We start from the raw sequence: 24,394 nt of genomic DNA, 5'->3' as shown, positions 1-24,394 counted from the left end.
CACGCCTCAGGCGCGCTTTTTCTGCTGCGCGCGTGGCTGCTGCGCCAGGCGTGCGAACAGGTCTTTCGGATCCGCCAGGTCCGGCACCAGCGCCAGGTCGCTGCCCACGTCCAGCGCCTTGGCCACGTCCAACACGTAGCGCAGGGCCGAGTAATCTTCGATGGCAAAACCCACCGAATCGAACAGGGTCACTTGGTGCGCGTTTTCGCGGCCGGGCTGCTGGCCGTTGATCACTTGCCAGAGTTCGGTCACCGGCGAATTGTCCGGCATGTGCTGGATTTCACCTTCGATGCGGCTTTGCGGTTCGTACTCGACGATCACCCGGGCGCGCTCGACGATACGTCGGTCCAGCTCGGTCTTGCCGGGGCAGTCGCCACCGACCGCGTTGAGGTGCATGCCGGGTTCGATCATGTCATCGGTGAGGATAGTGGCATAGGCCTTGTCGGCGGTGACGGTGGTGACGATGTCCGCACCTTTCACGGCGTCGGCCACGCTGCTGGCCAGGATCACCTTGATCGCCGGGAACGCCTTGAGGTTGGCCGCCAGTTTGGCGGTGGCCTTGGCATCGATATCGAACAGGCGGATCTCATTGATGCCAAGCATGGCATGGAAGGCCAGGGCCTGGAATTCACTCTGCGAGCCGTTGCCGATCAGCGCCATGCTGCGGCTGTTTTCGCGGGCCAGGTAGCGGGCGACCAGGGCCGAGGTGGCGGCAGTGCGAATCGCGGTAGTCAGGGTCATTTCCGCCAGCAGCACCGGTTTGCCTGTGTCGACATCGCCCAGCGCGCCAAAAGCCATCACGGTGAGCATGCCGGCCAGGGTGTTCTTCGGGTGGCCATTGACGTACTTGAAGGCATACAGCGACGCGTCGGATACCGGCATCAGTTCGATCACGCCATCCGGTGAGTGGTTGGCCAGGCGCGCGCATTTTTCGAAGTCCTGCCAGCGCAGGTAGTCGGCGCGGATGTACTCGGCCATCTCGGTGATGCAGGTGGGCAGGCTTTTTTGCGAGACCAGGTAGCAGAGGTCGTTGACGTCGATGTAGCGGGTCATGTGAGGCTCCTTGTTATTCGAGGGTACGTCCAACGTTTTCTGCTGCGCGTGAGGCGGCACGGCAGGCAGGTGCAGTCGGGTTATTGTGTGGGTTATCTGCGGATTATCCCGGCTGAAACGCAGGGGTGGCTCAGCCGGGAAAGCTGAAAAGTGCAGTCCGTCAGCCGAATCGGCTGTGAAGGTGAGGTGTGATCGAAATGGGGGAGCTGGCTTGCGCCTGCATTGGTATTGTGGTGTCAGGTCTAGCGCCGTCAGTCAGGAGGAATCATGTCGACCGCAGTACGTCTTGCCCAACCCGCCGATGCCGAGGGGATCAGCCAGGTCATCCTGGCGGCTTTGCACAGCAGCAATGCACAGGATTACCCGGCGGATGTGATTGCGCGGGTTGCGACCAACTTTACCCCGGAGGCCGTGCTGGCGCTGCTCACGCGCCGGGTGGTGCTGGTGGCGATCAAGGACCAGGTGATCGTTGCCACGGCGGCCCTGGACGCCAATGTCGTGCGTTCGGTGTTCGTCAATCCGGCGCTGCAAGGGCAGGGCATTGGCCGGCTATTGATGATCGAGGTCGAACTGCGCGCCCGTGAGGCCGGGGTGACGGTACTGAGTGTGCCGTCATCGCTGACCGCCGAGCCGTTCTATACCAAACTGGGGTTTCACACCGTGCGCGATGTTTACCATGGCAACGAGCGTACGTTGGTGATGGAAAAGGCGCTGCTGTCCCGGCATCCCATCGGCCCGTATCGCGACCGTCAGCATCGCGCGCAGGTGGTTGCGTTGTGGCAGGAGGCTTTTGGTTACGAGACGGCGCATAACCTGCCGAGGCTCGCGATCGATAAGAAGCTGGCGGTCAACGATGGGCTTTTTTTCGTCGCGATGGATAAAAAGGTTGTGATCGGTACGGTGCTTGCCGGGTATGACGGGCATCGTGGGTGGCTGTATTCGGTGGCGGTGCACGCAGATTATCGCCGGCACGGCCTGGGTTCCTCGCTGGTGAGGCATGCGGAACAGGCGTTGACTGCCTTGGGTTGTATGAAGATCAACCTGCAGATCACCGGGGGGAATGATGCGGTGGTGGGGTTTTATGAAGCGCTGGGGTATGGGGTGGAGCCGAGGATAAGTATGGGGAAGAAGATTGCGGGGAATATTCCGGCTCAATCTTAAGAACACTGGAGATCCAATGTGGGAGCGAGCAAGCCCACTCCCACATTGGTTTTGTGGTGTTGCCGGTGTTGCGGGTGTTCTGGTTAGACTTTGACGATCCAGCCTTCTGGGGCTTCGACTTCGCCGGTCTGTACGCCGGTCAGCTCTTTGTAGAGCTTCTGGGTGATCGGGCCGACGTCGGTTTCGCTGTGGAACACATGCAGCTTGCCGTTGTACTGGATGCCGCCGATTGGCGTGATGACCGCAGCCGTACCGCAGGCGCCGGCTTCCTTGAACTGGTCCAGCTTGTCGATGAACACTTCGCCCTCGACCACGTTCAGGCCCAGGCGGGTCTGGGCCAGTTCGATCAGCGACAGGCGGGTGATGCCCGGCAGCACCGAAGGCGACTTCGGCGTGATGAACTGGTTGTCGTGGGTGATCCCGAAGAAGTTGGCCGAGCCGACTTCTTCGATTTTCGAGTGAGTCATCGGGTCCAGGTAGATCGCATCGGCGAAACCGGCTTTTTTCGCTTCCGAACCTGGCATCAGGCTGGCGGCGTAGTTGCCACCCACTTTGGCAGCACCGGTGCCTTGTGGCGCGGCGCGGTCGAAAGTGGAGATCTGGAAGTTGTGTGGCACCAGGCCGCCTTTGAAGTAGGCGCCGACCGGGATCGCGAACACCGAGAAGATGAACTCCGGTGCGGTACGTACGCCGATGTTGTCACCGGTGCCGATCACGAATGGGCGCAGGTACAGCGCGCCGCCACTGCCGTACGGCGGGATGAACCGCTCGTTGGCCTTGATCACTTGTTTGCAGGCGTCGATGAACACGTCGGTCGGCACATGCGGCATCAGCAGACGGGCGCAGCTGCGCTGCATTCGGGCGGCGTTCTGGTCCGGGCGGAACAGGTTGATCGAGCCGTCCTTGCAGCGGTAGGCCTTGAGGCCCTCGAAGCATTGCTGACCGTAGTGCAGGGCGGTGGAGCCCTCGCTGATGTGCAGCACGTTGTCGTCGGTCAGGGTGCCTTCTTGCCATTCGTCGTTTTTCCAGACCTGGAGAAACCGCTTGTCGGTCTTGATGTAGTCAAAACCCAGCTTGTCCCAATTGATGCTTTCGTTACCCATGACACCCTCTATCTCTGGTCAACCGCCTGGTCAGAGGCAGGCTTGTCGGTTTTTTTCTGGATGGGCGCAACAATACTTCATTCTTGCTTTATGTGGGAGCGGGCTTGCTCGCGAATACAGAGTGTCAGTCAGTACGCCGGTGACTGATCCACCGCATTCGCGAGCAAGCCCGCTCCCACAGGGGAATTGCATCAGAATTACAGGTGTAGGGCGTGGCCCAGGGCCCTTAAAGCGGCTTCCTGAACGGCTTCGCCGAGGGTCGGGTGGGCGTGGATGGTGCCGGCAACGTCTTCCAGGCGTGCGCCCATTTCCAGGCTAAGGCCGAACGCGGTGGACAGTTCCGAGACGCCAGCGCCAACCGCTTGCCAGCCGACGATCAGGTGATTGTCACGGCGTGCAACGACGCGCACAAAGCCGGTTTTCGACTCCAGGGTCATGGCCCGGCCATTGGCGGCGAACGGGAAGCTCGACACGATGCAGTCCAGGCCGGCAGCCGTGGCCTCGTCTGGGGTCTTGCCGACCACCACCAGTTCCGGGTCGGTAAAGCACACCGCCGGGATCGCGGCCGGGTTGAATTCGCGGGATTTACCGCTGATCAGTTCGGCCACCATTTCGCCCTGAGCCATGGCGCGGTGCGCAAGCATCGGTTCGCCGCTCAGGTCGCCGATGGCCCATACGTTGCGCATGCTGGTCTGGCAGTGCTTGTCGATCTTGATCGCCGCACCGTTCATGTCCAGGTTCAGCGCTTCGAGGTTCCAGCCCTGGGTATTGGGTTTGCGGCCCACGGCAACCAGCACCTGGTCCGTTTCCAGCGACAACGTGTCGCCATTCGGATCGCGCACTTGCAGGCAGTTGTCCGCAAAACCGGTGACGCTGTGCTTGAGGTACAGCTTCACCCCCAGTTGCTTGAGGGATTCATTCACGGGTTGGGTCAGCTCGGCGTCATAGGCTGGCAGGATGCGGTCCTGGGCCTCGACCACACTGACCTCGGCGCCGAGCTTGCGGTAGGCAATGCCCAGCTCCAGCCCGATATAACCCCCACCTACCACGATCAGCCGCTTGGGCACGCGTGTCGGTGCCAGGGCTTCGGTGGAGGAGATGATCGGCCCGCCAATCGGCAGCATCGGCAAGTTGACGCTTTTCGAACCGGTGGCCAGCAATAGGTGTTCGCACTGAATGCGCTGGTCGCCGACGTCGACGGTTTTGCCGTCCACCACCTTGGCCCAGCCGTGGATCACTTGCACCTTGTGTTTCTTCAACAGCGCAGCGACGCCCGTGGTCAACCGGTCGACGATGCCATCTTTCCATTCCACGCTTTTGCGGATGTCCAGGGTCGGCACATCCACTTCGATGCCCAACTGTGAGCCCTGGCTATGGTGCACGGTTTGCTGGAACTGCTCGGCCACATGGATCAACGCCTTGGACGGAATGCAGCCGATATTCAGGCACGTGCCGCCGAGCGCCTGGCCTTCTACCAAAATGGTCGGGATACCCAGTTGACCCGCCCGAATCGCTGCCACATAACCGCCAGGGCCGCCGCCGATAATCAGCAGCGTGGTATTCAACGTCTGAGACATGCCTTACTCCAGAAACAGGCTGGCGGGTTGTTCGAGCAGGCCACGAATGGCCTGGATGAATTGCGCCGCGTCCATGCCATCGACCACGCGGTGATCGAAGGAGCTGGAGAGGTTCATCATCTTGCGCACCACGATCTGGCCCTTGATCACCATGGGCCGTTCGACGATGCGATTGACGCCAACGATGGCCACTTCTGGCAGGTTCAAGACCGGCGTGCTGACAATGCCGCCGAGTGCACCCAGGCTGGTCAACGTGATGGTGGAACCTGACAGCTCATCGCGGCTGGCCTTGCCATTGCGCGCGGCGGTGGCCAGGCGTGCGATTTCCTCGGCATTGCCCCACAGGCTGCGGGCTTCGGCGTGACGTACCACCGGCACCATCAAGCCGACGTCGCTCTGGGTGGCGACGCCCACATGCACCGCGCCGAGGCGGGTGATGACCTGGGCTTCGTCGTCGTATCGCGCATTGATCTGCGGGAAGTCTCGCAGGGCCACAACCATGGCGCGCACGATGAATGGCAGCAACGTCAGCTTGCCGCGCGTGGCGCCGTGTTTCTCGTTGAGGTGCACACGCAGCTCGTCGAGGGCGGTGACGTCGATCTCTTCCACATAGCTGAAATGCGCGGCGCGCCGGGTGGCGTCCTGCATGCGCTGGGCGATCTTGCGACGCATGCCGATCACCGGGATCTGTTCTTCGACGTTGCGTTCGGCGTAGGGGTTGGCTGCGTTTTTATTTTGCGTCGGACTCTGGAGCAAGTAAGCCTCCAAGTCTTCGTGCAGAATCCGGCCCGCCGGGCCAGAGCCCTGGACCAGGCGCAGCTGAATCCCGGCGTCCAATGCGTGTTTGCGCACAGCCGGGGAGGCCAGCGGACGTTCGTCGGCTTCACGTGCAACAGGCGCCTGGGCCGCGATCACCGGCGCAGGTTTGCTCTCAACCGCCACCGGCGCAGGCTTGGCCTCCACCACAGGGGCGGCCTTCGGCGCTTCCTTCGCGGCGGGCGCTTCCTTGGCGTTGCCGGCACCTTCCACTTCAATACTGATCAAGATACTGCCCACGGCCATGACTTCGCCTGGCTCGCCGCCGAGGGAAATCACCTTGCCATGCACCGGCGAGGGGATATCCACCATCGCCTTGTCAGTCATTACATCCGCCAGCACCTGGTCTTCGACGACCATGTCGCCGACCTTCACGTGCCAAACCGACAATTCAACTTCTGCGATGCCTTCGCCAATGTCCGGCATCTTGATAACGTGCGTGCCCATTCAGACCTCCATGACCCGTTTCAACGCCGCGCCCACGCGGGACGGGCCAGGGAAATACGCCCACTCCTGCGCGTGCGGGTAGGGGGTGTCCCAACCGGTCACGCGTTCGATCGGCGCTTCCAGATGGTGGAAGCAATGCTCCTGAACCAGCGCTACCAGCTCGGCGCCAAAGCCGCAGGTGCGGGTGGCTTCGTGCACCACCACACAACGGCCGGTCTTTTTCACCGACTTGACGATGGTTTCCAGGTCCAGTGGCCATAGGCTGCGCAGGTCGATGACTTCGGCGTCGATGCCGGTTTCTTCGGCGGCGACTTGCGACACATACACAGTGGTGCCGTAGGTCAGCACGGTGACGGCCGAACCGGGACGCACGATGGCAGCCACGTCCAGCGGCACGGTGTAATAACCGTCCGGGACTTGCGCTTGTGGGTGTTTCGACCACGGGGTTACCGGGCGGTCGTGATGGCCATCGAACGGGCCGTTGTACAGGCGTTTTGGCTCAAGGAAGATCACCGGGTCATCGTTTTCGATGGAGGCGATCAACAAACCCTTGGCGTCATACGGGTTGGACGGCATGACCGTGCGCAACCCGCAGACTTGGGTGAACACCGCTTCGATACTTTGGCTGTGGGTCTGACCCCCGTAGATACCACCGCCACACGGCATGCGCATGGTCAACGGTGCGGTGAACTGGCCGGCCGAGCGATAACGCAGACGCGCGGCTTCGGAGATGATCTGGTCGGTGGCGGGGTAGACATAGTCGGCGAACTGGATCTCGGCGACCGGGCGCAGTCCGTAGGCTCCCATGCCCACCGCCACGCCGATAATGCCGCTTTCGGAGATCGGCGCGTCAAACACACGCGAGCTGCCGTATTTGGTCTGCAAGCCTTCAGTGCAACGGAATACGCCGCCGAAATAGCCCACGTCCTGGCCGAAAACCACCACGTTGTTATCACGTTCAAGCATCACGTCCATGGCCGAGCGCAGCGCCTGGATCATGGTCATGGTTGTGGTGGTCATGGCGGTTTCCACTTCAATACTGTTGTTGTGATCGTTCATGTCAGATCCCCAACGCTTGACGCTGGCGCTTCAAGTGCTCCGGCATCTCTTTGTAGACGTCTTCGAACATGGTCGCGGCGCTTGGAATCTGGCCGCCGGCGAGGGTGCCGTGCTGTTCGGCTTCTTTCTGCGCCTTGACCACTTCGGCCTCAAGTTCGGCACTGACCGCCGCGTGTTCCTCTTCGGACCACTGGCCAATGCGGATCAGGTGCTGCTTGAGGCGGGCAATCGGGTCGCCCAGTGGGAAGTGGCTCCAGTCATCGGCTGGGCGGTATTTCGACGGATCATCAGAGGTGGAGTGCGGCCCGGCGCGGTAGGTGACCCACTCGATCAGCGTCGGCCCGAGGTTGCGGCGCGCACGCTCGGCGGCCCAGGCGGAGGCGGCGTACACCGCGATGAAGTCGTTACCGTCCACGCGCAGGGAGGCGATACCGCAACCCACGCCGCGTCCGGCGAACGTTGTGGCTTCACCGCCGGCGATGGCCTGGAAGGTGGAGATGGCCCACTGGTTATTCACCACGTTGAGAATCACCGGCGCGCGGTACACGTGGGCGAAGGTGAGGGCAGTGTGGAAGTCGGACTCGGCGGTGGCACCGTCGCCGATCCAGGCGGAGGCGATCTTGGTATCGGCCTTGATCGCCGAGGCCATGCCCCAGCCCACGCCTTGGACGAATTGGGTGGCGAGGTTGCCGGAAATGGTGAAGAAACCGGCGTCTTTTACCGAATACATGATCGGCAACTGGCGGCCCTTGAGCGGGTCACGCTTGTTGGACAGCAGTTGGCAGATCAGGTCGACCAGCGGCACCTCGCGCGCCATCAGGATGCTTTGCTGGCGGTAGGTGGGGAAGCACATGTCGTCGATGTTCAACGCCAGGGCCTGGGCGCTGCCGATGGCTTCTTCGCCAAGGCTTTGCATGTAGAAAGACATTTTTTTCTGACGCTGGGCGACCACCATGCGGTTGTCGAAGATCCGCGTCTTGAGCATGGCACGCATGCCTTTGCGCAAGATCTCGACGGGGACACCTTCAGCCCACGGGCCCAGGGCCTGGCCCTGGTCGTCGAGCACGCGTATCAGGCCTTTGGCAAGGTCGGCGGTGTCGGCAGGTTCTACGTCGATGGCGGGTTTTCGCACCAGGCCCGCGTCGGTCAGGCGCAGGTAGGTAAAGTCGGTCTTGCAGCCTGGGCGGCCCGAGGGTTCAGGGACGTGCAGGCGCAGTGGTTCATACTGCTGGGTCATGGCTTTCTACGCTCTATCTTGTGAATTTCTTGTAGTGGGCGCGCTAGCTGACAGTCAGTCTCCGGGTAGGAGAAATCTTGTCCTACAACAATCATAGGCGGGGCGTAGAAGAATATTTATCTGTGTTTCATTGCGCTCGGGATCATTTGCGGATAAAAAAACTGCATAAACATAATAAACAGGTGATTTTGTCTCATGCGCAAACTGGATCGTACTGATATCGGCATTCTCAACGCTTTGCAGGAGAACGCCCGCATCACCAACGCCGACCTGGCCCGCTCAGTCAACCTGTCGCCCACGCCGTGTTTCAACCGGGTGAAGGCGATGGAAGAATTGGGCTTGATTCGCGACCAGGTGACCTTGCTGGACGCCGACCTGCTGGGGCTGCACGTCAACGTGTTCATCCACGTTAGCCTGGAAAAACAGAATGAGCTGGCGTTGCAACAGTTCGAAGGCGCGATCGCCGACCGCCCGGAAGTGATGGAGTGCTACCTGATGGCCGGCGACCCGGACTACCTGATTCGCGTGCTGGTACCGACGATCCAGTCACTGGAACGCTTCATGATGGACTTCCTGACCAAAGTGCCAGGCGTCGCCAACATCCGCTCCAGCTTCGCCCTCAAGCAAGTGCGTTACAAAACCGCACTGCCGCTGCCCGCCAACGGCATCAACCTGGGCGGCTGATAATTAACTGAATCACCGCGGGCCAAATGTGGGAGCAGGCAAGCCAGCGCCCACAGGGTTAAACGTTTCAAAGTTGATTGAGTGGGATCTTCAGGTAAGTCACCCCATTGCTCTCTGCCGGCGGCATATTTCCCGCTCGCACGTTCACCTGGATCGCCGGCAACAGCAACGTCGGCATCCCCAGCCCCGCATCGCGCGTTGTACGCATCTCTACAAATGCCGCCTCATCCACCCCGTCATGCACATGAATGTTACCCGCGCGCTGCTCAGCCACGGTCGTCAGGCATTTCGCCTCACGCCCCTCAGGCGGGTAGTCATGGCATACGTACAATTGAGTCTCCAAAGGAAAGGCCAGCAACTTGCGCATCGACGCATACAGCTGCCGCGCATCCCCACCGGGAAAATCACAACGCGCCGTGCCCACATCCGGCATGAACAACGTGTCACCCACCAGGATCAACCGGTCGTCGATCAAATAGGCCATGTCCGCAGGGGTATGACCGGGCACATGCAGGGCCTGGGCCTTGATGTTGCCGATGTGAAACACCTCATCCGGCGCAAACAAGTGATCGAACTGCGAGCCGTCGGCACGAAACTCCGGCTCGAGGTTGAACAGGTTCTTGAACACGCCCTGCACTTTGCTGATGGACTGACCGATGGCGATCTTGCCGCCCAGCGTGCGGCGCAAGTACGGCGCGGCGGACAGGTGATCGGCATGGGCATGGGTTTCCAGCAGCCACTGCACCTGCAAGCGATGTTCACGCACATAGGCGATGACTTTGTCGGCCTGGCGTGTGTCGGTGCGCCCGGAGGCCGGGTCGTAATTGAGCACCGAGTCGACGATGGCACAGGGGCCATCATCTGCTTCATGTAGGACGTAGGTGTAGGTCGACGATGCCTCATCCAGAAAGGCTTGAATCAAAGCGGGCATGGCGGCGGTCCTTGGTAGCGGATTGCGGCTTACATTCGAGATGTTTTCCACATAGGCTTGCGAGCTTAAGGGAAAAAAACGGTCCGAGGCAAAGGATCGACCTGTAACGGGACGTGACGCCATACGGCAACGCCCCTTGTGTGCATTGACGATAAAAGGCGATAGACCATGACCGAACAACACTGGGGCCCAACCATCAGTGGCGATATCGTTGTCATCGGCGGCGGCTCGGCGGGCATCGGCCTGGTGGCCAGCCTGCTCAAGCGCGACCCCCAGCTGAATATCACCCTGATCGAACCGAGTGAATACCATTGCTACCAGCCTGCCTGGACGTTGGTCGGCGGCGGCGCATACGACGTCAAAAAGACCCGCCGGCCACTGGCCGACGTACTGCCCAATGGCGTCACCTGGGTGCAAGCCGCCGTCACCGAACTGCTGCCGGACGAGCAAACCCTGGTCCTCGACAGCGGCCAGCGCGTCAGCTGGAACAACCTGATCGTCTGCCCCGGCCTGCGCCTGGCCTGGGAAAAAGTCGAAGGGCTGCAGGACACCCTCGGCCAGCATGGCGTGACGTCCAACTACAGCTACGAGCACGCTGCCTATACCTGGCAGCTGGTGCAGCAACTCAAGGGCGGCAAGGCGATCTTCACCCAGCCGGCCATGCCGATCAAATGCGCGGGTGCGCCGCAAAAGGCCATGTACCTGTCCTGCGATCACTGGCTAAAACAGGGCACTCTGAAAAACATCGACGTTGAATTCAACCTGGCCGGTGCAGCACTGTTTGGTGTGGCGACCTTTGTGCCACCGTTGATGAAGTACGTGGAAAAATACAACGCCCGCCTGGCGTTCAACGCCAACCTGGTGAAAGTCGACGGCCCGGCCCGCAAGGCCTGGTTCGAAGTGAAAGACGCCGAAGGCAGTGTCAGCGTTGAAGAAAAATCCTTCGACTTGCTGCACGTGGTCCCACCGCAGGTGTCCCCGGATTTCATCAGCCAAAGTCCATTGGCTGACGCTGCCGGCTGGTGCGAAGTGAACCCCCATAGCCTGCAACACCTGCGCTACCCGCACATCTTCGGCCTGGGTGATGTATGTGGCACCACCAACGCCAAGACCGCCGCCGCCGTGCGCAAGCAGATCGTGGTGGTCGCCGAGAATCTGCTGGCCCTGCGCAAGCAGGCGGCGCTGCCGCTCAAGTACGACGGTTACGGTTCGTGCCCGTTGACGGTGGAGAAGGGCAAGGTGGTGCTCGCCGAGTTCGGCTACGGCGGCAAGTTGCTGCCGACCTTCCCCCTGGACCCGACCCAGGCCCGACGTTCGATGTGGTTCCTCAAGGCCACCTTGCTGCCGTGGTTCTACTGGAACGGCATGCTCAAGGGCCGCGAGTGGCTGACCCGTCTTAGCAAGGTGGACTGAATGCTGCTGGCCAGTGTGTTGGGATTATTGATGGGCTTGGTCATGGGCCTGACGGGCGCGGGTGGCGGCATCCTTGGCGTGCCGGCGCTGGTGCTGGGCTTGGGCATGAGCATGACCCAGGCTGCGCCGGTGTCGTTGCTTGCCGTCGGCGCGGCGGCAGCGGTGGGGGCGATCGACGGTTTGCGCCATGGCTTGGTGCGCTACCGCGCCGCGTTGCTGATCGCCTTGCTTGGCGCGCTTTTTTCGCCAGTGGGGGTGTTCCTCGCCCACCAGTTGGCGGAAGCGGTGTTGATGGGCCTGTTCAGCGCGTTGATGCTGCTGGTGGCCTGGCGCATGTTGCAGCGCGAAAAGCGCGACGCCGGGCCGAGTGACCATGGTACCGCCTCCTGGGGCCAGAAGAACTGCATGCTCAACCAGCAGACCGGGCGCTTCGCCTGGACCGCCAAATGCAGCGCGACCCTGGCCGCCCTCGGCGCGGTGACAGGGGCTGTATCGGGCTTGCTCGGCGTGGGCGGCGGCTTCCTCATCGTGCCGGCGTTCAAGCAACTGACCGATGTGCAGATGCGCGGAATTGTCGCCACCTCCCTGATGGTGATCAGCCTGCTCTCGCTGGTCGGTGTTGCTGGCGCGTTTCATGCGGGGGTGCGCATCGAGCCGGTGGGCTGGGTATTTATCGGCGCAAGCATCGTCGGCATGTTGGCGGGTCGACGCCTGTGTTCGGTAATCCCTGCGCGCGCCTTGCAGGTCGGGTTTGCCAGCCTGTGCGTATTGGTGGCCGCAGGCATGCTATTTAACGCCTTGATCTGAAACGGTGGCGAGGGAACTCGCCACAAGGATGCCGTCAGCCCTGTTCCAACTGAGCCAGCCGCTCTTCAAGCGCCGCGATCCGCGCTTCAAGTTCTTCAAGGCGGTCTACCGAAACCCCAGCCCCGCGCTCCACCGGACTGCCACGCGCCGCGAGTATCAATTCGATATCGGCCGGATCGCCCAGCGCATGGGTGTAGCGATCTTCGCGCTGGCCCGCCTGACGCGGCACCAACACCGCCAGCCCTCGCGCAATCAGGCGCTCAAGTTGATGCACCACCTGTTCGGCATCTTCGAAATCATGCATGCGTCCGCTGCGGGTCAGCAGTTCATTGACGGTCTGCGGCCCGCGCAAAAACAGCAGCCCGGTCAGGATCACCTGGGCCGGCACCAATTCCAGCGCCTTGTCCACGCGATGCTCCCAGCGGTCGGCGCGGCTGCCCATCACCAGGCGGGTAAACCCTTGGCCTTCCAGCGCGCGCAGGCTTTGACCGACCTGGCCCTGGCTCAGGTTCATCACCGGCTCGCGGCTGGTCTTCTGGTTACAGGCCAGGACCAGGGCATTGAGGGTCAGGGGATAGGTTTCCGGGTTGGTCGCCTGTTTTTCGATCAGGCAGCCCAAGACGCGGATTTCCGTGCTGTTCAGGCGCGGCTCAGGGGTGTCGGTGTCGTGCTCGGCGGTCATCGCGCTTTCCCTATGCAGTGAACTGCCTAGCCTAATCCTGAAAAAATAAAAGACAAGCGATGGGCATGGCTATAATCGCCGCTGGTTCCAATCCTGCCATTACTGCGAGACTGCCATGACTATTTCCCTGTACGCCGCTTCCATCCCAGTCTTCAAGCAAATGCTCACCGCCCTGAGCGGCGTGTTGACCAAAGCCGAAGCCCACGCCACCGCCAAGAACATCGAGCCGAACGCCTTGCTGCAAGCGCGCCTGTTCCCGGACATGTTCCAGCTGGTGCGCCAGGTGCAGATCGCCGTCGACTTCGCCAAGGGCGTGTCCGCACGCCTGGCCGAGATCGAAGTGCCGAAATATGAAGATACCGAAGTCACCTTCGCCGACCTGCAAGCGCTGATCGCCAAGGTCCTGGCGTTTGTCGACACCCTTAAGCCTGAGCAAATCGACGGCAAGGAAGGCATCGAGATCATCACTCGCCCAGGCACGCCTAAAGAGAAGCGCTTCAGCGGCCAGTCCTACCTGCTGACCTACGGCCTGCCGCAGTTCTTCTTCCACGTCACCACCGCTTACGCTTTGCTGCGTCATAACGGTGTGGACGTGGGCAAGCGCGACTACATGGGCGCGTTCTAAACACCAAAAAAAACCGGGGCGGTTCATTCAAGAACCGCCCCGGTTTTTTTATGCGCGGCGTTTAAGCCGGTTGTTCTTCTTTGCCCAGGCATGCAGCTGCGGTGAACAGCACGTCGGTAGAGGAGTTGAGCGCTGTTTCCGCCGAATCCTGCAGCACGCCGATGATGAAGCCTACGGCCACTACCTGCATCGCGATTTCACTGGGAATGCCAAACAGGCTGCACGCCAGCGGGATCAACAGCAGCGAACCGCCCGCGACCCCGGATGCGCCGCAGGCGCAGATGGCTGCAACCACGCTGAGCAGCACTGCGGTAGGCAGGTCGACGGCAATGCCCAAGGTGTGCACGGCGGCCAGGGTCAGCACGGTGATGGTGGTCGCGGCACCGGCCATGTTGATGGTGGCACCGAGCGGGATCGACACCGAGTAAGTGTCTTCATGCAGGCCCAGGCGCTTGCTCAACGCCAGGTTGACCGGGATATTCGCTGCCGAGCTGCGGGTGAAGAACGCGGTGATCCCGCTTTCACGCAGGCACAGCAGCACCAGCGGGTAAGGGTTGCGACGCAGTTTCCAGAACACGATGGCCGGGTTGATCACCAGCGCCACAAACAGCATGCAACCGATCAGCACCACCAGCAGGTGGGCATAGCCGAGCAGGGCGCCAAAACCGGAAGTGGCCAGGGTCGAGGCCACCAGGCCGAAAATGCCCAGCGGCGCAAAGCGGATCACTACACGCACAATCAGCGTGACCCCGTTGGACAAGTCATCCAGCACCGTGCGGGTGGTTTCGCCCGCATGGCGAATGGCAATGCCCATGCCGATGGCCCAGGCCAGGATGCCGATAAAGTTGGCATTCATCAGTGCGCTGATCGGGTTGTCCACCACACTCAGCAACAAGCCTTGCAACACCTCGCCAATACCACCTGGGGCACTGAGCGTCGCATCGTGGGTGGCGAGTACCAGTGGCGAGGGGAACAGTGTGCTGGCGATCACGGCCACCACTGCAGCGGCAAACGTGCCCAGCAGGTACAGGAACAGAATCGGTTTGATATGGGTTTCCTGGCCATGCTTGTGGTTGGCGATCGACGCCATCACCAGCACAAACACCAGGATCGGTGCAACAGCCTTGAGCGCCGCGACGAACATCTTGCCGATAAACCCGGTGGCTTTCGCCGCCTCGGGCAGCAGCAAGGCCAGCAGAATGCCCGCGATCAGGCCAATGACGATTTGCGTGACCAGGCTGACGCGCGCTAGTCGTTGCAGGAGGGAAGGGGCAGCAGTCATAAGCAGTTGTCTCTAGTTTTTTTAGTGGGGCGCAGCATTGCAAGCAGGGAGGGTGTAGGAAGCAGGCGCGGAGTCTAGCATGCTGTAGGAAATGTCCCTGCCGGTGCGGCATTCCGTCACCCGCGTTCTTCGGTTTTCGCCCAGCCCGACAGACTCTGTTAAGATTCCGGCCTCTCACGTTTCCTATCCTTCAGCGAGCCCTCCGGGTTGTCGTTGATGTCGTTGTTTCTGGAGTTTTCATGCTGTTTCCCATTCTGCTCCTGTCGGCCGCTGGCTTTACTGTGCTGACCACAGAATTCGTCATCGTCGGCCTATTGCCGTCCATCGCCCGCGACCTGAATGTCAGCGTGTCCCAGGCCGGGCTGCTGGTGACGTTGTTTGCGTTCACCGTGGCGGCGTTCGGCCCGTTTCTGACGGCCTATTGCGCGCGTTTCCCACGCAAGCGGCTGTTTATCAGCATTTTGATCATGTTTGGCGTGGCCAATACCGTGGCGGCACTGGCACCGAACATCTGGGTGATGGCGGTGGCGCGGTTGATTCCGGCGCTGGGTTTGCCGGTGTTCTGGGCGCTCGCCAGCGAAACGGCGGTGGACATCGTCGGCCCCGAGTTCGCTGGGCGCGCCATCGAGAAGATTGGCTTCGGTATCGTCTGCGCCACGGTGTTCGGCATTCCGGTGGGCACGCTGATTTCCGACATGTTCGGCTGGCGCAGCGCGTTTGCCATTCTTGCGGTGGTGGCGGTGGCCAAGGCCTTGTTGTTGTTTATCTACCTGCCAGTGACGGCGCCGAAGCACGATGAAGTGACGTTGCGCTCGCAATTCAAGATCCTGCGCAACCCGCTGATGCAGGGCCATATCCTGCTGTCGATCCTGGTGTTCAGCGGCATGTTCACCGCTTACACCTACCTGGCAGACATCCTTGAGCGCCTGGCCGGGTTCGATGGCACGTTGGTGGGCTGGTGCTTGATGGGCTTTGGCGCGGTCGGTTTGATTGGCAATTCGTTGGGTGGGCGCGCGGTGGATCGCCATCCGTTGATCGCGTCCATGCTGTTCTGCGGCTTCATGATCGCCGGCATGGTGGCACTGGTGCCGGCGATTCACTCCACCGTCGGCCTGGCGGCGGCGATGGCGGTGTGGGGCGTGACCCAGGCGGCGATGTTCCTGGTCAGCCATGTACGACTGATGAAAGCCGCGCCCCATGCGCCTGCGTTTGCTGCGTCGCTGAATATTGCCGGGGCCAATCTGGGGATCGGCCTGGGGGCGCTGGTCGGCGGCCATGTGATCGACACACTCGGCCTGGGCAGCCTGGGTTTTGCGGCGTCCGGGTTTATCCTGGTGTCGATCCTGCTGGCATTGTGGCTGATGACCGCCAAGCAACCGGTCGCCTCCAACGCCTGATCCGTCAGGACGGGGGGGTAAACAACTCCCGCCGAGCACCTTCGGTAATCGCCACGATGCCGGGGTGCTTGACCTTGCGTTCCACCGAGATCGCGTAGAAGGACTCGGTCACCGCCACGGTCTGGCCAATCAGTGCAACGCCGTACTGGCGCACCACCTCATCGGCGATCACGCTGGGGGCGATGAAGATGCCGCTGCCGGACTGGCCAAACGCCTGCATCAAGGCGCTGTCATCGAATTCACCGATGATCCGTGGTTGAATCTGTTGCTCGGCAAACCAGCGCTGCAAACGGCTGCGCACGACGGTTTCCGCACCTGGAATCAATAGTGGTGCGCCATGCAGGCAGTGTGGGAAGTCGCCGCTATATCTGTCAGCCAAGGCTTGGGTGGCGAAAAAACTGATGCCACATTCTCCCAGCTTCTGGCTGTAGCCTTTGATATCCAGGTGCGTCGGCATGGGGCTGTCGGAAATCACCAGGTCCAGGCGCTGGATTGCCAGGTCAGCCAGCAGGCGTTCGAGTTTGTCCTCGCGGCACGTGATGCGGATCGGCTCGCTCAGCTCCATGGTCGGCGCGATCAGCCGGTAGACGATGGATTTGGGCACCACGTCCGCCACCCCGACGCGAAACTGGATCTGTTGTTCGTCGGGTTGTGCGCGCAGCATGGCTTCCAATTCATTACCGGTCTGGAACATCTGCTCGGCATACGGCAAAGCCTGGCGCCCGGCTTCAGTCAGCTCCAACTGGCGACCGACGCGCTGAAACAGCGCGACACCAAAGGTCTGCTCAAGCAGGCTGATCTGCCCGCTGATGGTCTGGGGCGTGAGGTTAAGCTGCTCACAGGCGCGCACGATGCTGCCAGTCTTGGCCACCACCCAGAAGTAGTGCAGTTGTCGGTAATTGAGCATGGCGGCCATCACTTCGTAAAAAGCGAAGTATACGCGGGGAAAATACGAATTTTCCTGAACTGTTCTCCTGCATAGAATGCCTCGCTATCGCGGGGCCACTATTTGGACCCAATGGTTCTAACGAGGAATACGTCATGAAACTCAATTTTCTGGGCGCGGCATCGTTGCTTGCGCTTTCATTGGTAGTGATCAGCGGTTGCGATCAGGTCGAAAAAAGCGCCCAGCAAGTGTTGGGCAAGGCTACCGAGTCGGCCAAGCAAGCGATCGATGACACCCACAAAGCCGCCGAACAGGCATTGAGTGAAGCGACAAACGGCCTGATCACCCCGCAGAAGAAGGATGATCAGGAAGAGAAAGCATCAGAATCGAACAGTAAAGAAGCCTAACTGCCCGCACTTAATTTCCCGTACAACGTCAGGACTGACCTATGGATTACCTGTTACAGCTGGCTGCCAGCCCCACCGCCTGGGTTGCCCTGGCCACCTTGATCGTCATGGAAATCGTGCTTGGCATCGATAACCTGATCTTTATCTCGATCCTCACCAACAAGCTGCCGCAGAAGCATCGGGCCAAGGCACGGCGCATTGGTATCAGCATGGCGTTGATATTGCGCCTGGGCCTGTTGAGCACCATCGCGTTTATCGTGCAACTGACCACGCCGGTATTCGAAGTACTCGGTCAGGGGTTCTCGTGGAAGGACATGATCCTGATCGCCGGTGGCCTGTTCCTGGTGTGGAAGGCGACCACCGAGATCCATCACAGCATGGACCCCGAGCCCGAAGAGAAGGCCAGCGTCGGCAATACGGTAGCCATCGGTTTCGCCGCGGCCATCGGGCAGATCCTGTTGCTTGACCTGGTGTTCTCCATCGACAGCATCATCACCGCTGTGGGCATGACCGAGCACTTGCCGATCATGATCATTGCCGTGGTGACCTCGGTGATCGTGATGCTGGTGGCGGCCGAGCCGTTGGCCAAGTTCATCAACGATAACCCGACCGTGGTGATGTTGGCCCTGGGCTTCCTGATCATGATCGGTATGACCCTTATCGCCGAAGGCTTTGGTGCCCATGTGCCTAAAGGCTACGTTTACGCGGCCATGGCGTTCTCCGCGGCCATCGAATGTCTGAACATTGCCAGGCGCAACCGCCACAAGCGTTTGCTGGCGGCCCGGCAGTAACGGCTGAAACCAAAAGGCCGGCTGCGCTCACAAGAGCTCAGCCGGCCTTTTGCTGTCTGTTAGAATTCGCGCACTTGATAGCGTGAGGTCATACATGAACGAGCCGATTCGTCTTACCCAGTACAGCCATGGCGCGGGGTGTGGCTGCAAGATATCGCCCCAGGTATTGGAGGTGATCCTTGCCGGCAGCGGCGCGCAGAACCTCGACCCCAAGCTGTGGGTGGGCAACGCTTCGCGCGATGATGCAGCGGTGTACGCCATCGACGATGAGCGCGGCGTGGTCTCCACCACTGACTTTTTCATGCCGATTGTCGATGATCCCTTCGACTTCGGGCGGATTGCAGCGACGAACGCCATCAGCGACATCTACGCCATGGGCGGTGACCCGCTGATGGCCATCGCCATTCTCGGCTGGCCGGTCAATGTACTGGCACCGGAGATTGCCCGGGAAGTGATCCGTGGCGGCCGTTCCGTGTGCGACGAAGCCGGAATCCCACTGGCGGGGGGCCACTCCATCGATGCCCCGGAGCCGATCTTCGGGCTGGCCGTCACCGGCATCGTGCAAAAGCGCCATATGAAACGCAATGACACCGCAACCGTGGGTTGCCGGCTTTATCTCACCAAACCCCTGGGCATCGGCATCCTGACCACCGCTGAGAAGAAGGGCAAACTGCGTGAGGCGGATATCGGCCTGGCGCGTGACTGGATGTGTACGCTGAACACACCTGGCAGCCGTTTCGGCAAATTGACGGGTGTCACGGCGATGACCGATGTCACCGGTTTCGGCTTGCTGGGCCATCTGGTGGAAATGGCCGACGGCAGCCGCCTGACGGCCCGCATCGAATACAACAAAGTCCCACGTCTGCCGGGGATTGAGGACTACCTGGATCAAGGTTGCATGCCGGGTGGCACCCTGCGCAACTTCGACAGTTACTCCGCCAGGCTCGGGCGCCTGCAGGAGTTGCATAAGCGTGTGCTGTGTGACCCACAGACCAGCGGTGGCCTGTTGATCGCGGTCACCCCCGAGGGTGACGCCGAGTTTCATGTCGCCGCCGCCGAACTGGGCCTGGCCCTTGAGCCTATCGGCGAACTGGTTGAGCGACAGACCCACGCGGTAGAGGTGTTTTGATGGCCGCTGACATCACCGACTACCGCGATATCTTCCTCAATGACCGACCGATGATGGATACCCGCGCGCCGGTAGAGTTCGTCAAAGGTGCCTTCCCGGGTGTAGTCAACCTGCCGCTGATGAGCGATAACGAGCGTCAGCGGGTCGGTACCTGCTACAAACAGCAAGGCCAGCAGGCCGCAATCGTGCTGGGCCACGAGCTGGTGTCCGGGGCAATCAAGGCTGAACGCATCGATCAGTGGGCGCTGTTCGCGAAGACCAATCCCCATGGCTACCTGTATTGTTTTCGCGGTGGTTTGCGCTCGCAGATCGTGCAGCAATGGCTCAAGACTGAGGTGGGCATTGAGTACCCGCGTGTGGGCGGCGGTTACAAAGCCATGCGCACCTTTTTGCTGGAGACGCTCGAGCAAGCGGCAACGCAGTGTGATTTCGTATTGCTCGGCGGCATGACCGGCACTGGCAAGACCGAGGTGCTCGGCCAGTTACACAATGCCCTGGACCTGGAAAACCATGCCAACCATCGTGGTTCCAGCTTCGGCAAGCGCGCCACGGCGCAGCCGTCCAACATCGACTTTGAAAACCGCTTGGCGGTGGACCTGCTGAAAAAACGCGCAGGGGGGGTCCAGCAGTTCGTGATCGAGGACGAAAGCCGCATGATCGGCAGTTGCGCGCTGCCGTTGCCGTTGTACAAAGGCATGCAGACGTATCCGATGGTATGGCTTGAGGACAGCGTCGAAGGGCGGGTCGAGCGCATCTTGCGCGATTACGTGGTGGACCTGTGTGCCGAGTTCATCGCGCTGTTTGGCGAGCAGGGCCACGCGGTGTTTGCCGGGCGTCTGACCCAGAGCCTGGCCAACATCCACAAACGCCTGGGTGGGGAGCGCTTCCAGCGGCTGCAGGCGATCCTGCAGGACGCGCTGGCGGAACAGGCGCGTAGCGGTGCAGTGGATTTGCATCGCGTGTGGATCGAAGCCTTGTTGCGCGAGTATTACGACCCGATGTATGCGTTTCAGCGGGAGAGCAAAGGCGCGCGGGTCGAGTTCGCGGGAGAGCAGAGGGCAGTAGTGGAGTATCTGCGTAACAGGGTGAATGGGTGATATTCAAGGGCCTATTCGCGAGCAAGTCACTCCCACATGTTGACCGTGTTCCTACAGGGTAAACGCGGTCTGGATGGGCGCGTGGGGGGGCGACGATTCGACTTGCTCGCGAAAGGGCCATCAGCCCCACTGAATAACTACAGGATGAGCGCCCCGATCAGCCCACACACCACCCCCGCCAGCATGGTCAACCCGGCCACCGTAATCAGCACCCTTGCATCAAAGTCCTTACGCAGCATCAGCAGCGACGGTAGGCTCACGCTGGGCAGGGTCATCAGCAACGCCACGGCCGGGCCGGTGCCCATGCCCAGGGTCATCATGGTTTGTACGATGGGAATCTCTGCGGCGGTCGGAATCACAAACAGCGTGCCGACGATTGCCAGTGGCACCAGCCACATCAGGCTGTTGGTCATGGCGCCGTCCACATGGGGGAATAGCCAGACTCGCGCCGCGCCCAGGACCAGCACCGCCAGGATATAGATCGGAATTGTGCTCCAAAACAGCTGCCACAGGGTGCGTAACCAGCGGCTCAGGAACGGTTGCGAGTCGACAATATTGACCTCGGCTATCGCATCCAGTGCGGCTGCCGGCACCTGTTCAGACCGCGCAATGCGCTGCGCCACGAGAGAGACACCCACCACCAGCACAATCCCCGCCACCAGCCGCAGGGCGGTAAAGCCCCAGCCCAGGACAAAACCCATGAACACCAGGGTGGCCGGGTTCAACACCGGGTTGGCGATCCAGAATGCCAGCGCGGCCCCCACCGATACTTGCTGACGCCGCATACCCGCCGCGACCGGCGCCGCACAGCAACTGCACATCATCCCCGGCAAAGCAAACAGCCCGCCGCGCAGGGTGGAGCCCAGTCCGGCGCGGCCAAACAGGCGCAGCAACCAGTCGCGGGGGATCAGCACTTGCAGCAATGAGCCAAGAATCACCGCCAGCACAGCGGCCTTCCAGATCGCCAGGAAATACACCTGGGCATAGGCCAGCGCCGCCGCCAATGGCGAGCGTTGTTGATCGTTGAGAATCGAGGCGCCGATGCTGTGGTTATCGGCGGCAACGAAGGCCTTGAGGTAGTAGGGGGACCACTTCACATAGTAGAGGCCAACGCAGGCTACCAGCAGGAACAGTGCAGGTTTCCACCAGATAGACCAGCCCCGGTTGGGCTGGGAGGAAGTGAGGTTAGGCATGGGGATGATCCGCAGGTGAGTCGATAGCGGCGTATCATACGCTGTCAGCTATCGGCACTCACCTGCGTGGGGTTCGGACAGGTCTGTTCACCGTTGTTCAAGCCTTGCTTGTAGTTGCGGCTCAGCAGCGAGGCCTTGCCGTTGTGCCAGGTCAGCGTCAGCACATACAGGGTGTCGTAGTCGCTGCCCGACCAATCGTCGGTGATGGTGTGCTTTTCGCCCGACGCTTCACTCGCCACCTTGTTGATCAACTCCGGCAGATAGCCGTGGGACCAAGCGGTGTAAATCGTGGCGTTGTGGTACTTGTCTTCCACCAGCTCATCGGCGAGGGCGCTGGTGTCGTTCGCGGAAAATTTGATGTTGACCGGCAGGCCGAGCTTGATCGCGCTGGGGCTGATGGTCATCAGGGGGCGAATGTAGCTGTAGGAATTGTCCAGCTCACCTTCCTCCACATTACGTGTGGGGTTGGCCGCAAATACGAAGTCGGCATTGCCGAATTTTTCCGGCAGCAGGGTGGCCAGGTTCATTGCTCTGTTGAGGCCTTGGCAATTGAGTTGGCCCAGGCCGCCTGCCGGTTTTTCACCATGGCGCAGGAACACCAGGGTTTGTACGCCGTTCACCTGTTCGGCCCTACTGACGCGCGATTCCAGGGTCAGGCCGATAGCGCCGCCTACGAGCAACAGCGGCAACATGATGTATGAATATCGTTTTAGGCGTAGCGCAAGGCACAACGGCTTGATGGTCATTATTGTCGAGTCTTCAGTGCATCGGATTAAGGCGGACAAGCCCGGCCCCAGTGACGCATCCGGCGTCCTGCGGTGTTCCCTGTCAGTATTGCGGTTCGCCTCCGTTCACCGTTTAAGCGCACTTAAGAGTGCGCGAGGGCCTATTGGTTCGCCCAGACGGGATAATAGCCAGCGGTTGTTGCGTATTGATGACCCATGCAGGACACAGAACAGATGTCTATCATGGAGCCTTTCTGTTCAGGAGCTCCCCGATGAACTCACTCGCTGCCTTCCCGATCAACAGCAAATGGCCCGCCCAGCATCCCGAGCGCTTGCAGCTGTACTCGCTGCCGACACCCAACGGGGTAAAAGTCTCGATCATGCTCGAAGAGCTGGGGCTGCCTTACGAAGCGCATAAAATCAGCTTCGAGACCCAGGACCAGTTGTCTCCCGAGTTCCTGTCCCTGAACCCCAACAATAAGATCCCCGCGATCATCGACCCCGATGGTCCCAGCGGCCAGCCACTGGCGCTGTTCGAGTCCGGCGCGATCCTGATCTACCTGGCGGAAAAAACCAGCCAACTGCTCTCCGAAGACCCCGCCACCCGCTATGAAACGATTCAGTGGCTGATGTTTCAGATGGGGGGCATCGGCCCGATGTTTGGCCAGTTGGGGTTTTTCAATAAATTTGCCGGCAAAGCCTACGAAGACAAGCGCCCCCGCGACCGTTACGCTGCCGAATCCAGGCGCCTGCTGGACGTGTTGGAAAAACGCCTGCTGGGCCGCACCTGGATCATGGGTGACAACTACAGCATCGCCGACATCGCCACCTTCCCGTGGATCCGCAACCTGATCGGTTTCTACGAGTCCGGTGACCTGGTGGGCATCGCCGACTTCCCCAATGTACTGCGCGCGCTGGACGGTTTCGTCGCGCGGCCGGCGGTGATCCGTGGCCTTAGTATTCCGAGCTGAGCATGCCGACTTTCGATTTCAAACAGCTGGATGTCTTCAGCAGCGTTTCGCTCAAAGGCAACCCATTGGCGGTGGTGTTCGGCGCCGATAGCCTGACCGACCAGCAGATGGCGGACTTTGCCAACTGGACCAACCTGAGCGAAACCACGTTCCTGCTGACCCCGCGCGACCCCGAGGCGGACTACCGGGTGCGGATTTTCACGACCTTGCAGGAACTGCCTTTTGCCGGGCATCCGACACTGGGCAGTTGCCACGCATGGCTGCAGGCGGGCGGTATTCCCAAAGGTGAGGAAATAATCCAAGAGTGCGAAATCGGCTTGGTGCGTATCCGTCGCCAGCATGATGAGCTGGCGTTTATCGCACCGCCTTTGTTGCGCGCCGGGCCGGTGGAAGCGCCTGTCATAGAGCGCGTTCGCCTGGCGTTGGGCTTGGCGCCAGAGGCCATCCTGCGTAGCCAGTGGGTCGACAACGGCGCGGGATGGTTGGCAGTGATGCTGGCTGATCGCAATCAGGTGCTGGATCTGCAACCGGATTACTCACAACTGCTCGGTTTGGCCGTGGGTGTGATCGCCCCCTGTGATCCCGCGAGGGACGACGTGGATGCGCAATTTGAAGTTCGCGCCTTTATCGCGGGCGACGGCGCCCCGGAAGACCCCGCCACCGGCAGCTTGAATGCCGGTGTCGCGCAATGGCTGCTGGCCGAAGGCCTGGCGCCTGAGCGCTATATGGTCAGCCAGGGCACTGCGCTGGGGCGTGCGGGGCGTATTCGCATTGAACGCCAGGGTGAGGAAATCTGGGTGGGTGGCGCTGTGGCGGTGTGTATCGAAGGGCGTTTACAGCTCTAGATCAATAAATTGTTACGGCCCTCGCAATACACTATTGGGCCCTCCGGGTTTGTGTTGCCGGTGCCTGGGGGCATAA

General features: G+C 61.0%; 24 protein-coding genes. 12 read left to right on the top strand and 12 right to left on the bottom strand.

The genetic code is table 11. From position 1 onward, the window contains the following. Positions 1-6: 6 nt before the first annotated feature. Positions 7-1,053 (bottom strand): ornithine cyclodeaminase, encoded by a 1,047-nt coding sequence (locus AACY36_RS16320; RefSeq protein WP_339420073.1) that lies wholly within the window; start codon positions 1,051-1,053, stop codon positions 7-9. A gap of 267 nt (positions 1,054-1,320) precedes the next feature. Here AACY36_RS16320 and AACY36_RS16315 point away from each other — a divergent pair, with 267 nt between their 5' ends. Continuing rightward, the gene (locus AACY36_RS16315) at positions 1,321-2,214 is read left to right on the top strand and encodes a GNAT family acetyltransferase (protein WP_339420075.1); all 894 of its coding nucleotides are present in this window, start codon (positions 1,321-1,323) and stop codon (positions 2,212-2,214) included. An 83-nt stretch (positions 2,215-2,297) separates the two neighbouring features. Here the strand turns inward: AACY36_RS16315 and AACY36_RS16310 are convergent, their stop codons facing one another. The 5 genes from AACY36_RS16310 to AACY36_RS16290 form a co-directional block, all read right to left on the bottom strand. Continuing rightward, positions 2,298-3,317 carry a branched-chain amino acid aminotransferase gene (locus AACY36_RS16310; protein WP_339456281.1) on the bottom strand — a complete coding sequence of 340 codons (1,020 nt, stop codon included), beginning with the start codon at positions 3,315-3,317 and terminating at the stop codon, positions 2,298-2,300. A gap of 197 nt (positions 3,318-3,514) precedes the next feature. Next, positions 3,515-4,894 (bottom strand): dihydrolipoyl dehydrogenase, encoded by a 1,380-nt coding sequence (lpdA, locus tag AACY36_RS16305; protein ID WP_339497298.1) that lies wholly within the window; start codon positions 4,892-4,894, stop codon positions 3,515-3,517. Between the two features lie 3 nt (positions 4,895-4,897). Next, positions 4,898-6,157 carry a dihydrolipoamide acetyltransferase family protein gene (locus tag AACY36_RS16300; protein ID WP_339420082.1) on the bottom strand — a complete coding sequence of 420 codons (1,260 nt, stop codon included), beginning with the start codon at positions 6,155-6,157 and terminating at the stop codon, positions 4,898-4,900. Then, entirely contained in the window at positions 6,158-7,216 is a 1,059-nt protein-coding gene (locus AACY36_RS16295) for an alpha-ketoacid dehydrogenase subunit beta (protein WP_049709033.1), read from the bottom strand. Position 7,217: 1 nt separating this feature from the next. Continuing rightward, positions 7,218-8,453, bottom strand: coding sequence for a 3-methyl-2-oxobutanoate dehydrogenase (2-methylpropanoyl-transferring) subunit alpha (locus tag AACY36_RS16290; protein WP_339497297.1), 1,236 nt, complete (start codon positions 8,451-8,453; stop codon positions 7,218-7,220). Positions 8,454-8,648: 195 nt separating this feature from the next. On the opposite strand from AACY36_RS16290, the gene bkdR reads away from it, so the two are divergent. Further along, positions 8,649-9,137: a Bkd operon transcriptional regulator BkdR gene (gene bkdR / locus AACY36_RS16285; RefSeq protein WP_049709031.1), complete on the top strand. Its 489-nt coding sequence runs from the start codon at positions 8,649-8,651 to the stop codon at positions 9,135-9,137. Between the two features lie 67 nt (positions 9,138-9,204). Here the strand turns inward: bkdR and AACY36_RS16280 are convergent, their stop codons facing one another. Then, positions 9,205-10,068 (bottom strand): MBL fold metallo-hydrolase, encoded by an 864-nt coding sequence (locus AACY36_RS16280; RefSeq protein ID WP_339420086.1) that lies wholly within the window; start codon positions 10,066-10,068, stop codon positions 9,205-9,207. Positions 10,069-10,236: 168 nt separating this feature from the next. Between AACY36_RS16280 and AACY36_RS16275 the strand changes: the two genes are divergently transcribed. Both AACY36_RS16275 and AACY36_RS16270 read left to right on the top strand, forming a co-directional pair. Then, positions 10,237-11,481, top strand: a complete 1,245-nt coding sequence (locus AACY36_RS16275) for an NAD(P)/FAD-dependent oxidoreductase (RefSeq protein WP_339436221.1) — start codon at positions 10,237-10,239, stop codon at positions 11,479-11,481. Further along, on the top strand, positions 11,482-12,288 hold the full coding sequence (locus tag AACY36_RS16270) for a sulfite exporter TauE/SafE family protein (RefSeq protein ID WP_339428168.1): 807 nt from the start codon (positions 11,482-11,484) through the stop codon (positions 12,286-12,288). It abuts the gene before it with no gap. A 34-nt stretch (positions 12,289-12,322) separates the two neighbouring features. On the opposite strand, the gene AACY36_RS16265 is transcribed toward AACY36_RS16270, so the two are convergent. Continuing rightward, positions 12,323-12,970, bottom strand: coding sequence for a YceH family protein (locus AACY36_RS16265; RefSeq protein ID WP_339420092.1), 648 nt, complete (start codon positions 12,968-12,970; stop codon positions 12,323-12,325). Between the two features lie 115 nt (positions 12,971-13,085). On the opposite strand from AACY36_RS16265, the gene AACY36_RS16260 reads away from it, so the two are divergent. Next, the gene (locus AACY36_RS16260) at positions 13,086-13,595 is read left to right on the top strand and encodes a DUF1993 domain-containing protein (protein WP_339420094.1); all 510 of its coding nucleotides are present in this window, start codon (positions 13,086-13,088) and stop codon (positions 13,593-13,595) included. A 61-nt stretch (positions 13,596-13,656) separates the two neighbouring features. Here AACY36_RS16260 and sstT read toward each other — a convergent pair whose 3' ends face one another. Beyond that, entirely contained in the window at positions 13,657-14,877 is a 1,221-nt protein-coding gene (gene sstT, locus AACY36_RS16255; protein WP_339420096.1) for a serine/threonine transporter SstT, read from the bottom strand. 239 nt (positions 14,878-15,116) lie between these two features. Here sstT and AACY36_RS16250 point away from each other — a divergent pair, with 239 nt between their 5' ends. Beyond that, on the top strand, positions 15,117-16,274 hold the full coding sequence (locus AACY36_RS16250) for an MFS transporter (protein WP_339420097.1): 1,158 nt from the start codon (positions 15,117-15,119) through the stop codon (positions 16,272-16,274). A gap of 4 nt (positions 16,275-16,278) precedes the next feature. Here AACY36_RS16250 and nhaR read toward each other — a convergent pair whose 3' ends face one another. Beyond that, complete coding sequence (gene nhaR, locus AACY36_RS16245) at positions 16,279-17,181, bottom strand: transcriptional activator NhaR (RefSeq protein WP_339420099.1); 903 nt, start codon at positions 17,179-17,181, stop codon at positions 16,279-16,281. Between the two features lie 134 nt (positions 17,182-17,315). On the opposite strand from nhaR, the gene AACY36_RS16240 reads away from it, so the two are divergent. From AACY36_RS16240 to mnmH, 4 genes are all read left to right on the top strand, one after another. Next, positions 17,316-17,567, top strand: a complete 252-nt coding sequence (locus tag AACY36_RS16240; protein WP_339420101.1) for a hypothetical protein — start codon at positions 17,316-17,318, stop codon at positions 17,565-17,567. Positions 17,568-17,608: 41 nt separating this feature from the next. Then, complete coding sequence (locus AACY36_RS16235; protein ID WP_339420103.1) at positions 17,609-18,358, top strand: TerC family protein; 750 nt, start codon at positions 17,609-17,611, stop codon at positions 18,356-18,358. A 94-nt stretch (positions 18,359-18,452) separates the two neighbouring features. Beyond that, positions 18,453-19,487: a selenide, water dikinase SelD gene (gene selD, locus AACY36_RS16230; protein ID WP_339420104.1), complete on the top strand. Its 1,035-nt coding sequence runs from the start codon at positions 18,453-18,455 to the stop codon at positions 19,485-19,487. Then, complete coding sequence (gene mnmH, locus AACY36_RS16225) at positions 19,487-20,584, top strand: tRNA 2-selenouridine(34) synthase MnmH (protein WP_339420105.1); 1,098 nt, start codon at positions 19,487-19,489, stop codon at positions 20,582-20,584. The genes selD and mnmH overlap by 1 nt, the downstream gene beginning before the upstream one ends. 137 nt (positions 20,585-20,721) lie before the next feature. Here mnmH and AACY36_RS16220 read toward each other — a convergent pair whose 3' ends face one another. After that, entirely contained in the window at positions 20,722-21,777 is a 1,056-nt protein-coding gene (locus AACY36_RS16220; RefSeq protein WP_339420107.1) for a permease, read from the bottom strand. Positions 21,778-21,821: 44 nt separating this feature from the next. Then, on the bottom strand, positions 21,822-22,523 hold the full coding sequence (locus AACY36_RS16215; RefSeq protein WP_339420108.1) for a histidine phosphatase family protein: 702 nt from the start codon (positions 22,521-22,523) through the stop codon (positions 21,822-21,824). Between the two features lie 251 nt (positions 22,524-22,774). On the opposite strand from AACY36_RS16215, the gene AACY36_RS16210 reads away from it, so the two are divergent. Continuing rightward, positions 22,775-23,473: a glutathione S-transferase N-terminal domain-containing protein gene (locus AACY36_RS16210; RefSeq protein ID WP_339420109.1), complete on the top strand. Its 699-nt coding sequence runs from the start codon at positions 22,775-22,777 to the stop codon at positions 23,471-23,473. Between the two features lie 2 nt (positions 23,474-23,475). Beyond that, complete coding sequence (locus AACY36_RS16205; RefSeq protein ID WP_339420110.1) at positions 23,476-24,318, top strand: PhzF family phenazine biosynthesis protein; 843 nt, start codon at positions 23,476-23,478, stop codon at positions 24,316-24,318. Positions 24,319-24,394 lie beyond the last annotated feature (76 nt).

This window comes from Pseudomonas sp. EA_15y_Pfl1_P101, assembly GCF_963970835.1.
Lineage (GTDB): Bacteria > Pseudomonadota > Gammaproteobacteria > Pseudomonadales > Pseudomonadaceae > Aquipseudomonas > Aquipseudomonas tritici.
The sequence above is the reverse complement of the archived record's forward strand: the minus strand, read 5'-3'. Positions and strand labels throughout refer to the sequence as shown.